The organism is Mesorhizobium muleiense, from assembly GCF_900099905.1.
Classification (GTDB): Bacteria; Pseudomonadota; Alphaproteobacteria; order Rhizobiales; family Rhizobiaceae; genus Mesorhizobium; species Mesorhizobium muleiense.
The window spans coordinates 18,725-30,563 of record NZ_FNEE01000019.1; the positions used below are offsets into that span (position 1 = coordinate 18,725).

11 protein-coding genes are annotated in these 11,839 nt (G+C 63.1%); 6 read left to right on the forward strand and 5 right to left on the reverse strand.

Annotation, left to right across the window (positions count from 1 at the left end):
* Nucleotides 1-156 precede the first annotated feature (156 nt).
* Nucleotides 157-963, forward strand: coding sequence for a copper homeostasis protein CutC (locus BLT09_RS25205; protein ID WP_091598066.1), 807 nt, complete (start codon nt 157-159; stop codon nt 961-963).
* Nucleotides 960-1,475 (forward strand): GNAT family N-acetyltransferase, encoded by a 516-nt coding sequence (locus tag BLT09_RS25210; RefSeq protein WP_091598069.1) that lies wholly within the window; start codon nt 960-962, stop codon nt 1,473-1,475. The genes BLT09_RS25205 and BLT09_RS25210 overlap by 4 nt, the downstream gene beginning before the upstream one ends.
* A 116-nt stretch (nt 1,476-1,591) precedes the next feature.
* Here BLT09_RS25210 and BLT09_RS25215 read toward each other — a convergent pair whose 3' ends face one another.
* The 4 genes from BLT09_RS25215 to BLT09_RS25230 form a co-directional block, all read right to left on the reverse strand.
* Nucleotides 1,592-2,389, reverse strand: a complete 798-nt coding sequence (locus tag BLT09_RS25215; RefSeq protein WP_091598072.1) for an FAD binding domain-containing protein — start codon at nt 2,387-2,389, stop codon at nt 1,592-1,594.
* 167 nt (nt 2,390-2,556) lie between these two features.
* Nucleotides 2,557-4,905, reverse strand: coding sequence for a xanthine dehydrogenase family protein molybdopterin-binding subunit (locus BLT09_RS25220; RefSeq protein ID WP_091598076.1), 2,349 nt, complete (start codon nt 4,903-4,905; stop codon nt 2,557-2,559).
* Between the two features lie 118 nt (nt 4,906-5,023).
* Nucleotides 5,024-5,518: a (2Fe-2S)-binding protein gene (locus tag BLT09_RS25225; protein WP_091598300.1), complete on the reverse strand. Its 495-nt coding sequence runs from the start codon at nt 5,516-5,518 to the stop codon at nt 5,024-5,026.
* 263 nt (nt 5,519-5,781) lie between these two features.
* On the reverse strand, nt 5,782-6,213 hold the full coding sequence (locus BLT09_RS25230) for a hypothetical protein (RefSeq protein WP_091598079.1): 432 nt from the start codon (nt 6,211-6,213) through the stop codon (nt 5,782-5,784).
* A 293-nt stretch (nt 6,214-6,506) separates the two neighbouring features.
* On the opposite strand from BLT09_RS25230, the gene BLT09_RS25235 reads away from it, so the two are divergent.
* Nucleotides 6,507-7,586, forward strand: coding sequence for an FIST signal transduction protein (locus BLT09_RS25235; RefSeq protein WP_413468446.1), 1,080 nt, complete (start codon nt 6,507-6,509; stop codon nt 7,584-7,586).
* Nucleotides 7,587-7,594: 8 nt separating this feature from the next.
* The gene (locus tag BLT09_RS25240; RefSeq protein WP_091598085.1) at nt 7,595-8,935 is read left to right on the forward strand and encodes an ATP-binding response regulator; all 1,341 of its coding nucleotides are present in this window, start codon (nt 7,595-7,597) and stop codon (nt 8,933-8,935) included.
* A 122-nt stretch (nt 8,936-9,057) separates the two neighbouring features.
* Here BLT09_RS25240 and BLT09_RS25245 read toward each other — a convergent pair whose 3' ends face one another.
* The gene (locus BLT09_RS25245; RefSeq protein WP_023803603.1) at nt 9,058-9,741 is read right to left on the reverse strand and encodes a response regulator; all 684 of its coding nucleotides are present in this window, start codon (nt 9,739-9,741) and stop codon (nt 9,058-9,060) included.
* Between the two features lie 303 nt (nt 9,742-10,044).
* Between BLT09_RS25245 and maiA the strand changes: the two genes are divergently transcribed.
* Together maiA and BLT09_RS25255 are read left to right on the forward strand one after the other, a co-directional pair.
* Nucleotides 10,045-10,695, forward strand: coding sequence for a maleylacetoacetate isomerase (gene maiA, locus BLT09_RS25250; protein WP_091598088.1), 651 nt, complete (start codon nt 10,045-10,047; stop codon nt 10,693-10,695).
* 29 nt (nt 10,696-10,724) lie between these two features.
* Nucleotides 10,725-11,765, forward strand: a complete 1,041-nt coding sequence (locus tag BLT09_RS25255) for a zinc-dependent alcohol dehydrogenase family protein (protein ID WP_091598091.1) — start codon at nt 10,725-10,727, stop codon at nt 11,763-11,765.
* The last annotated feature ends 74 nt before the right edge of the window (nt 11,766-11,839 follow it).

Consider the following 11,839-nt stretch of genomic DNA (forward strand, 5'->3'; position numbering starts at 1 on the left):
GGCACAGATCGGCGAGCCGGTCCGGTTCACCCCAGGCGCCGACCATCTGCCGGGTGGCGGCGTTGAGGCGGTTGAAGGCGTTGATTGGCCGCATTGCGAACGGCAACGACCCGTCGCGTTGAGCCAAGAGTTCCGGCTTTCGCGGCACGGAGCCCGATGCTAAGGGCTGCAAATCTTGAATCAGCAACGGATCGCCCTGTGACCGACACCGAACGCCCTCGCCTGCCGCTGATCGAAATCTGCGTCGAAGGCATCGATGGCCTGCTCGCCGCGCAAGCCGCCGGCGCCGACCGGGTCGAGCTCTGCGCCAGCCTCGTCGAGGGCGGCGTCACACCGAGTTTTGGCATGGTGCGCGCAGCCGTCGAACTGGCGACGATTCCATTCCACGTCATCGTGCGGCCGCGCGGCGGCGATTTTCTCTACAGTGACGCCGAGTACGGTTCGATGCTCGCCGATGTGAGCGCGCTGCGCGAGCTTGGCGTCGCCGGTGTCGTCGTCGGCTGCCTGAATGCCGACGGTACCATCGACGAAAGGCGGATGAGCGAATTTGTGCAGGCGGCAGGGCATTTGAACGTCACCTGCCACCGTGCCTTCGACATGACACGCGATCCGACTGACGCGCTGGAAGCGCTGATCCGCAGCAAGGTCGGCCGCGTGCTGACCAGCGGCCAGCGCGACACCGCATTGGAGGGCGCGGCCCTGCTGGCGGCCCTCGTCCGGCAGGCGGGGAAGCGCATCATCATCCTCGGCTGCGGCGGGCTCGACCCGAACAACATCGCCGAGGTGCGGGAAAGAACCGGACTGACCGAAATGCATTTCGCCGCACTCAAAGACGTGCCGAGCGCCATGCGTTACCGCAATCCCCGGGTTGGCATGGGCGGAACCGACCTCGACCGCGAGTACCGCAACACGGTGACCGACGCGGCGCTGATGGCGGCGACGATTGCGGCGGCGAGAGCATGATCGCGAAGGACGAAAACAAACGGGCACGCCTGCCGATCGACCGGGTTTCGCCGCAGGACGAGACCGCCATCCTCGCCCTTAACAACGAACACGCGGCCGAGTTGTCGTGGCTTGAGCCAGGACGCCTGTCCTTCCTGCTCGGCGAGGCGTTCTATGCGCGCCGCATCGGCGCGCTCGAAGCCTTCATCATGACCTTCGACCAGGACGCCCGCTACGACAGCCCGAACTTCCTGTGGTTCCGCGAGCGCTATCCGCGCTTCGTCTATGTCGACCGCGTCGTCGTCGCGGAAGAAGCGCGTGGCCGCGGCCATGCCCGGCGGCTCTATGAGGATCTGTTCGACCATGTCTCGCGTGCGGGCCAGACCATCGTCACCTGCGAGGTGAATGCCGAACCGCCCAACCCGGCTTCGGATGCCTTTCACGCAGCGCTCGGCTTCGTCGAGGTCGGTGACGCGGTGATCCACGGCGGCAAGAAGGCGGTGCGCTACTATGTAAGGCAGGTAGGGCAGTAGGGCAGTAGGGGAGTAGGGGAGTAGGGGAGTAGGGAACAGGATAAATTGGCTGGCCGGCGAGCACCGTCAACATACTGCCCTACTGCCCTACTGCCCTACTCCCCTACTCCCCTCCTTCATGCGTTGGCGGCGGCCACTGCGCGCTTGGCCATCACCACGATCAGATTGGCGCGATAATCGGCCGAGGCGTGGATGTCGCTCATCAAATCATTCGCCGGCACTTTCACTCCGTTGAGGGCGGCGGCGTCGAAATTCGTGGCAAGCGCCGCCTCGATTTCCTTCGAACGAAAGACGCCGCTGTCGCCGGCCCCAGTCACGGCAACGCGGACTCCGTCCGCGCCGTTGGCCACGAACACACCGACGATCGCATAGCGCGATGCCGGATTGCGGAACTTTTCATAGGCCGCCTTGGCCGGCGCGGTGAAGGTCACCGCGGTGACGATCTCGCCGTCCTCCAGCGCCGTTTCGAACAGCCCCGTGAAGAATGCGTCGGCGGCGATCTCGCGCTTGTTGGTGACGACGGTGGCGTCGAGGGCCAGAAGTGCCGCCGGATAATCGGCGGCGGGGTCGTTGTTGGCGATCGAGCCACCGATTGTGCCCTTGTAGCGCACCGCAGGATCGCCGATCCGGGACGCCATATGGGCGAGCGCCGGACACGCCTTGTTCAGCTTCTCGTCGCTGGCGACATCGTGATGCGTGGTGGCGGCGCCGATGGTGACGGTCTTGCCCGACACCTTGACGCCTTGCAATTCCTTGATTCGCGACAGGTCGACAAGGTCGGAAGGCGCGGCAAGCCGCGTCTTCATCGCCGGGATCAGCGTCATGCCGCCCGACAAGAGCTTCGCATCGCCGGTCTTGAGCAGCTTGGCGGCATCGGCAACGGAGGCGGCGCGGTGATAGTTGACTGGGTACATGGGATTCTCCCGTGCGAGATAGTGAATAGTGAATGGTGAATGGTGAATGGTGAATAGTAGTTAGTAGTTAGTAGTTAGTAGTTAGTAGTAGTTAGTAGTTAGTAGTGAGGTACCGCCTTAGCGAAGTGCTTTTCTATTCACTATTCACTATTCACTATTCACTCCTTTCAGTGTTTCGTCGCCCGGATCGCTGCCCAGACCGTGGACGGCGATGCGGGCATGGCGATATCGGTGATGCCGATGGCGTCGGTGATGGCATTGATCACGGCCGGCGGTGAGCCGATGGCGCCGGCCTCGCCGCAGCCCTTGATTCCGAGCGGATTGCCCGGGCACGGCGTGTTCGAGGTCGAGACCTTGAACGACGGCAGGTCGTCGGCGCGCGGCATGGCGTAGTCCATGTAGCTCGCCGTCAAAAGCTGACCGCTGGCGTCGTAGCGGGTGCCCTCCAGCAAGGCCTGGCCGATTCCCTGGGCGACGCCGCCATGCACCTGGCCTTCGACGATCATCGGGTTGATGATGTTGCCGAAATCGTCAGCCGCGACGAACTGGACGACCTCGGTCACGCCGGTCTCGGGATCGATCTCGACCTCGCAGACATAGCAGCCGGCCGGGAAGGTGAAGTTCGACGGATCGTAGAATGAGGTCTCCTTCAACCCCGGCTCCATGCCGCCGGGCAGGTTGTGGGCGGTGTAGGCAGCAAGCGCCATCTGGAACCACGGCACTTGTTTGTCGGTGCCGGCGACCTTCAGGGCGCCATTTTCGATGACGATGTCGCCCTCGTCGGCCTCGAGCAGATGGGCGGCGATCTTCTTGGCCTTGGCCTCGACCTTGTCGAGCGCCTTGGCGACGGCCGACATGCCGACGGCGCCCGAGCGCGAGCCGTAGGTGCCCATGCCCATCTGCACCTTGTCGGTATCGCCATGGACGATCGAGACGCTGTCGATCGGCACGCCGAAGCGCTGGTTGACCAGCTGGGCGAAGGTCGTCTCATGGCCCTGGCCGTGGCTGTGCGAGCCGGTCAGCACCTCGATGGTTCCGGCGGCGTTGACGCGCACCTCGGCACTTTCCCAAAGGCCGACACCCGCTCCAAGACTGCCGACCGCCGCCGACGGCGCCAGCCCGCAGGCCTCGATATAGCAGCTCATGCCGATGCCGCGCAGCTTGCCTCTGCTGGCGGCGTCGGCCTTGCGCTGGGCAAAACCGGCATAATCGGCAGCGGCCATCGCCGCGTCCAGCGAAGCGGCATAATCGCCGGCATCATAGTTCATGATGACCGGTGTCTGGTGCGGGAACGAGGTGATGAAGTTCTTTCGGCGAAGCTCCGCCGGAGACACGCCCAGCTCGCGTGCGGCGGTCTCCATGGTGCGTTCGAGCAGATAGGTGGCCTCCGGCCGCCCTGCCCCGCGATAGGCGTCGACCGGCGCGGTGTTGGTGTAGACGGCGCGCACATTGGCGTGGATCGCCGGGATGTCGTACTGGCCCGACAACAGCGTCGCGTAGAGATAGGTCGGCACGCAGGACGAGAACAGCGACATGTAGGCGCCGAGATTGGCGATGGTGTCGACCTTCAGCCCGGTGATCCTGTTGTCCTTGTCGAACGCCATTTCGACCGTCGAGACATGGTCGCGGCCATGGGCGTCGGTGAGAAAGCTCTCGGTGCGGTCGGCCACCCATTTGACCGGCACGCCGGTCTTCTTCGAGGCCCACAGGCAGACGATTTCTTCCGGGTAGATGTAGATCTTCGAACCGAAGCCGCCGCCGACATCCGGCGCGATGACGCGCAGCTTGTTTTCCGGCGCGACATTGTAGAAGGCGCTCATCACCAGGCGCGCGAGATGCGGGTTCTGCGAGGTCGTCCAGCAGGTATAGTGGTCCTCGGCCTTGTCGTAGTGACCAAGCGCTGCGCGCGGCTCCATCGCGTTGGGCACCAGCCGGTTGTTGACGATCTTCATGCGGGTGATGTGGGCAGCCGCCTTGATTGCCGCGTTGGTCGCCGCGCTGTCGCCGAGCTCCCAGTCGAAAATCAGATTGCCGTCGGCTTCCGGATGGATCTGTGGCGCACTCCTTTCGAGCGCCTTGGGAGCGTCGACGACTGCCTTCAGTTCCTCGTAGCTGATGTCGACCGCTTCGGCCGCGTCGCGCGCCTGCCCCTTGGTCTCGGCGATCACGACGACCACCGCGTCGCCGACATAGCGGACCCTGTCGAAGGCCAGCGGCGACCACGCCCCCATCTTCATCGGCGAGCCGTCCTTGGAATGGATCATCCAGCCGCAGATGATATTGCCGATGCCGTCGGCCTTGAGCTCCTTGCCGGTCAGCACGCCGATGACACCCGGCATGGCCTGGGCTTTTTTGACATCGATCTTCTTGATCTCAGCATGCGCGTGCGGACTGCGCACGAAGGCCGCATGCTTCATGCCGGGAACCACCATGTCGTCGACATAGCGCCCGGCGCCGGTAATGAACCGCTTGTCTTCCTTGCGCGCTACACGAGCGCCAACACCTTCAATGCCCATCGCAGAAATTCCTCCCGAAAAATTAGGGGAATAGGGGAGTAAGGGAGTAGGGCAGTAGGGGATTAAGAGCCAAATCGGTTACTCCCCTACTCCCCTACTCCCCTATTCCCTTCATCCGTCATGCCGCTTGCTTGTCCTTGCCCTTCGAAGACATCGTCTCCGATGCGGCGAGGATCGCCTTCACGATGTTGTGGTAGCCGGTGCAGCGGCAGATATTGCCTTCGAGCTCGGCCCGCACCGTGGCCTCGTCGAGGCCTTCGGGATGGCGGTTGACCATGTCGGTCGCCGCCATGATCATGCCCGGCGTGCAGAAACCGCATTGCAGGCCGTGATGCTCCTTGAACGCCGCCTGCATCGGATGGAGGTCGGCGCCGTCAGCCAGACCTTCGATGGTCACGACGCTCGACCCGGAGGCTTGCACCGCAAGCATCGTGCAGGATTTTACCGCCTTGCCGTCGACATGGATCACACAGGCGCCGCATTGCGAGGTGTCGCAGCCGACATGCGTCCCGGTCAGGCCGAGATTCTCCCTCAAGAAATGAACCAGAAGCGTCCGGTCTTCGGCAGCGCCGCTGACCCGCTTTCCGTTCACCGTCAATGATATCTCCGACATGAAACCTCCCTGGGTGCTACCTTGGTCGTTTTTGGCGTCGGTGGTGCCCGAGCCCTCCATCTGTCCGCTATTCTTATACCGCTTAGAGCACGGGAAATAGTGCCGCGGAATGCCGAGATTACGAGAATGCAGTTCGGCCGAAAATCCGCCTATTGTACTTTCGGTCACGCAAAGACAGGCAAACGGCCGAGCGTAACGAACCATGGTCGCCTGGCGATGCCGCCTTCCGGCCATCAGCGGCAATGGTGCTGGCCAGGCCGATTTCAGCCGATGCCGTGCTTTCTGAGAACCTCCTGCTCGTCGCCTGACACCCAGCCGAATATTTTAGGCTCTCCCGCCAGTTTCTGCACGAGGTAGTGGACGTCGAAATCGATCGTGACGTCGGTCTGGCCTTTGCGCGCAAAGATCGACGTCCAGGCGACGTGGGCAACGCAATGATGCTCGTCTATCGGCGAAATGCGAACATCGCGTATTCGCATCTCCTTGGTACCGATCGCTCGATAGCGAGCATAGCCTTGTTCCATAGCCTGCTTGAGCTGGTCGTCCTTCTTCCCGATCAGGATGCCGGCAGGCGACGCCGCAATGAAGGCGGAAGCATAGACCGATGTGGCTTCGTCCATGTCGGCATCACCGGCGAGGGATTTCCGGAAAAGCCGCTCGTAGCGTTCGAATAGCTTCCTGACCTGGGCGTCCATGGGTAACTCCCTTCCGCTGTGGTTTTGGATCTGACGTTTCTGAGCGCCGATGCCGTCAAAAACAGCAGAAAATTCAATTCCGTCATGTTGGCTCATTGCCAAAGTAGCACTTGAAGACAACAATGACTTCGACGCCGGCGCGCCAGGATCAAAAAAAGAGCCGCGCACAAAAAGAGCGTCGGAGGAAATAGAGGAGGAAGCCGCTGGCCAGTTCACGGACGCGCTATGCATGCGGCCTATCGGTTCTCACCACCGACGAACCCGACGCGGATGCGTTCGCCCGGGCGGTGGCAGTGGAAGCCGCGGCCATCGACGCTGGGTTTGCCCTGCTGTTTTTCTCGCAAAGCCTGCTTGAGGCAGTCGCCCTTTCGGAAGCGCTGGAGAACCACGCGCCGGCGCTCCGCTATGCCGGCTGCTCGACGGCCGGCGAGATTACGCCCAAAGGCCTGGAGGACGGCCAGGTCATGGCCATGCTGCTTCCCTCCGTATCTTTTTCGGCAGCCAGCACCATGGTCGAAAATCTGTCGTCTTCGGCCATGGACGGGATCACCGGCGAAGTCGAGGCGCTGAGGCGTTCGTTACGCGGCCGCGTCGGGCACGAGCGAGCCGACACCACTTTCGCGCTCTGCCTGATCGACGGGCTGTCCTATGCCGAGGAAGCGGTCACCTCCGCCATCCATTGGGGGCTCGACGATATTCCACTGATCGGCGGGTCGGCCGGCGATGATTTGAAATTCGAGACGACGCGGCTGATCTCGAACGGCAAGGTTGCCTGCGACTGCGCCATCATCGTGCTGATCACCACGGAAATTCCTTTCCACGTGTTCAAGACCGACAATTTCGTGCCCACCGACGAGAAGCTGGTGGTGACCGCGTCCGATCCCGATCACCGCACCGTGCGCGAATTCAACGCCACCAATGCCGCCGAGGAATACGCCGCCTCGGTCGGCGTCATCCCGCAGATGCTGACGCCGCTGAGTTTCGCTTCGCACCCGGTGGTGGTGAAAGTCGGCGGCGAATTTTACTGCCGCTCGATCCAGAAGATGCACGCGGACGGCTCGCTGTCGTTCTTCTGCGCCATCGACGATGGCGTCGTCCTGTCCATCGCCCGACCCAAGAACATGGTTGAATCGACGCGTGCCGCCTTCAGGGATGTCGAGGAAAGGCTTGGCGGCATCGACATGATCCTCGCTTTTGACTGCGTCCTGCGCAGGCTCGATGCGCGCAACCGCCAGGTCTTTCGGGAGATTTCGGAACTCTACAAGGTCAACAACGTCATCGGCTTCGGCACCTATGGCGAGCAGTACCGGTCGATGCATCTGAACCAGACGTTCACCGGCATCGCCTTCGGAGAGCGGCAGGCGGCGGAATAGGAGGTTTCATGCCGCTCAGGAACATCAACGACCTGGAGAAGCTGAAGAAGATCAACGCAGCCCTTGTCAGCCGCGTCGAGCGCTCGATGGACCAGCAAGGCAACGCGTTCTCGCTGTTCCAGACCGCGATTTCGCTCGAGAATCGAGTGCGTACGCGCACCGAGGAACTGCACTCGACATTGCGCAGATTGGAACAATCCAACATCGATTTGAGCGCGGCCAAGGAAAACGCCGAACTGGCGAACCTGTCCAAGACCAGATTCCTTGCAGCCGCCAGCCACGACGTGCTGCAACCGCTGAACGCCGCGCATCTCTCCGTCTCGGCGCTGGCCGAAGTGCAGACCAGCGACGAAGGCAAAAAACTGGTCCGGCAGGTCGAGCGGTCGCTGGAGACGATGGAGGATCTGCTCCGCACCCTGCTCGACATCTCCAAGCTCGATGCCGGCGTCGTGCAGCCCGATATCGGCGACGTCAGCCTGGAGGTGCTGTTTTCGTCGCTGCGCTCGGATTTCCTGCCGGTCGCCGAGTTGAAGGGCCTGACGCTGAAATTCCGGCCGGTCAACGCCGTCGTGCGCTCGGACCGCACCTTGCTGCGCCGCATCCTGCAGAACATCCTTTCCAACGCGCTGCGCTACACCCGCTCCGGCGGCGTGCTGGTCGGCACCAGGCATCGCGGCGACACGATCCGCATCGATGTCGCCGATACCGGCTGCGGTATCCCCGACGACCAGCGCGAGGCGGTGTTCGAGGAGTTCCACCGCGGCACGTTCCCGACCGATGCCGGGCTAGCCGGCGGTGGGCTGGGACTGGGCCTGGCCATCGTGCGCCGCATCGCCGCCGCACTCGGCCATCCCGTGACGTTCTCGTCGAAAGTCGGACACGGCACGATTTTCCACATCGACGTTCCGGTCGGGATCGGCGCCAGCGTCGATCCCATTGCCAGCAGCGCCGACATGGAGCGGCCGCGCGGCTACGGTCTGTTCGGCACGAAGGTGCTGCTGGTCGAGAACGACGTCGAGGTGCTGCAGGCGATGACATCCCTCCTCGAGCGCTGGCAATGCCTGGTGCGCCCTGCCACCTCGACCGATGCCGCGCTCGAGATGCTCGGCGATACGGACTGGGTGCCGGACATCGTCATCGCCGACCAGCATCTCGACGGCGGCGACCTCGGCACCACCACGATCGCCGAGGTCCGCGATTATCTCAGCCGCGCCGTGCCGGCGCTGATCGTCACCGCCGACGGTTCGGAGACCGTCGCCAAAGCCGCCCGCGCCGCCGGCATCGAGTTGATGCGCAAGCCGCTGAAACCGGCGCAGCTGCGCGCCCTGCTGGCGCATCTGTTGGCTTGATCCCAAAGACGTTGGCAGAAGACCGCGAGCGACAGGAAAATGGTGCACTGTCACCGTGATTTCTCGTCCTTGGACGGAAAGGTAAGTTCTCGGTGACGGTTTATTCACCCTAACGGGTGCGCCTAAAACCCCGCCTGGCCGCGAAACAGCTCGGCACTGTCGAGTTTTGAAACCTCGATGACGGCTTGCGTCCGGCTGTAGACGTTGAGCTTGCGCAGGATCTCGGAGACATGCGCCTTGACGGTGGTTTCGCCGACCTGCAGCTCGTAGGCGATCTGCTTGTTGAGCAAGCCCTGGCGCAGCATCTGCAGCACCCGCAATTGCTGCGGCGTCAGTTTGGCAAGCCGCTGCACCATCTCGGCGCGGTCGGTGCTGTCGGCGTCCGGCGGCTGGCCTTCATAGGTTTCGGGCACGTAGATCGCGCCTTCCATCACCGAACGGATGGCGGCGGCCAGGTCGCTCTTGCGCGCCGATTTCGGGATGAAGCCGGCCGCGCCATAGGACAGCGCCTCGGAAATGATTTTTGGCTCCTCATGCCCCGAAACGATGACCACCGGCAGGCGCGGATATCGGGTCCGAAGCTGCAGCAGTCCGTCGAAGCCATGCACGTCGGGCATGCTGAGGTCGAGCAGCGCGAGATCGAATGGCTTGGCGTCCGCCAGGAGCTCGAACGCCTCGGTGATCGAGCGCGCCTCGACAGTGTCGACGTCCGGATAGGCCATCTGCACAGCGCTGTGCAGCGCCTCGCGAAACAGCGGGTGGTCGTCGATGATCAGAAACCGGGCGCGATCGTTGACTGCGGTCATGGCGTTCGTTTCAGTTCAGGGCAGGATAGAATAGCCCAGCGACCATGGCCAGATTATTGGCAAATAGTACATCGCCATCCCTGGCCGAAGGGCGGAGAGACTGTTTCGAAATTCGCTCTGGCGAGTCATATGGTGGTGGTTTCGAGAACCGGCGCGCAGCGGACATTTGGGTCCGTGAGCACCGGAAGCGCAGAAAACGCCATCAGATGGCCGCCAGAGTAGAATTTCCAAACGGTTTCTCAGATGGCAATTTCCGGACCATCATGCCTTGCCCGGTCGTCCAAATCGGCCGAATGTGCAGGAATGAGCGACCTCGTCCTGCATAACTACTACCGCTCCTCCACCTCCTACCGGGTGCGGATCGCACTGGAGATGAAGGGCCTGACCTACCAATATGTGCCGCATCATCTGCGCCACGGCGAGCATCTGGAGCCCGCCTATCTCTCGGTCAATCCGCAAGGACTGGTGCCGGCGCTGATCCTGGGCGATGGCACGCTGCTGACGCAATCGCTGGCGATCATTGAATTTCTCGACGAGACCAGGCCCGAACCGCCGCTTTTGCCGCAGGACGCGCCTGGCCGGGCCCGCGTCAGGATGCTGGCGCAGATGATCGCCTGCGACATCCATCCGGTGAACAACCTGCGCGTGCTGACCTCGCTGCGCACGCTATTCGGCGCCGGCGACGAGGACGTCGCCAACTGGTTCCGGCACTGGGTGAACGAAGGTTTCCACCCGCTTGAAAAGATTCTTGTTTCATCGCCTGAAACAAAAACGTTCTGCCATGGCGACACGCCGGGGCTGGCCGACATCTGCCTGGCCGCGCAGGTCACCAGCAACGCCCGTTTCGGCGTCGACCTAGCGCCCTACCCGACGGTCACACGCATCCACGCCGCCTGCATGGCGCTGCCGGCCTTCCAAAAGGCTGCGCCGGAGAACCAGATCGATGCCGAATAGCAGCGCTATCCAATTATGAGGAATTGACGATGAAAGCCGTTGTCTTCGAAAAATTCGGCGAGGTGCCGACGATCCAGACTGTTGCCGATCCGGAGCCGGCACTGGGCGGCGTTGTCATCAAGGTCGAGGCGACCGGGCTCTGCCGCAGCGACTGGCATGGCTGGATGGGCCACGACGACGGCATCCGCCTGCCGCATGTGCCGGGCCACGAGCTTGCCGGCGTCGTGGTGGCCGCCGGCAGCCAGGTGACCCGCTGGAAGACCGGCGAGCGCGTCACCGTGCCGTTCGCCGTCGGTTGCGGCCGTTGCTTCGAATGCAGCTCCGGCAACCATCAGGTCTGCGAGCACCAGACCCAGCCCGGCTTCACCGGCTGGGGCTCGTTCGCCGAATATGTCGCCATCGACCATGCCGACACCAATCTGGTCCGCTTGCCGGACGAGATGGAATTCGCCACCGCCGCCAGCCTTGGCTGCCGCTTCGTCACCTCGTTCCGCGCCATTGTCGACCAGGGCCGGGTGACGCCAGGCGAATGGGTGGCCGTGCATGGCTGCGGCGGCGTCGGCCTGTCGGCGATCATGATCGCCAGCGCCATGGGCGCCAACGTGATCGCAATCGACCTGACCGACGAGAAGCTGGACTTCGCCAAAAAAATCGGCGCGGTGGCGACGATCAATGCCGCCACGACGCCGAACGTGGTCAAGGCGGTCAAGCAGATCACCAATGGCGGCGCGCACATGTCGATGGACGCGCTCGGCCATCCGACGACCTCGTTCAACTCGATCGCCAACCTGCGCCGGCGCGGCCGCCATGTCCAGGTCGGGCTGATGCTCGGCGATAACGCCAGGCCGCAGATCCCGATGGACAAGGTGATCGCCTTCGAGCTCGAAATCCGCGGCAGCCACGGCATGCAAGCCTACCGCTACCAGGCGATGATGGAGATGATCCGCACCGGCAAGCTGAAACCCGAATTGCTGGTCGGCAAGCGGATCAGCCTCGATGAGGCGCCCGCGGCCTTGATGGCGATGGGCGGCTTCGAAGGCATCGGCATCGGCGTGGTGACGAAGTTCTAGCCGTGCGGCTCCCCCTTCTCCCCTTTTGGGAGAAGGTGGCCGCCCACGGGTCTTGCCTCCGGCAAGCCCGAGGA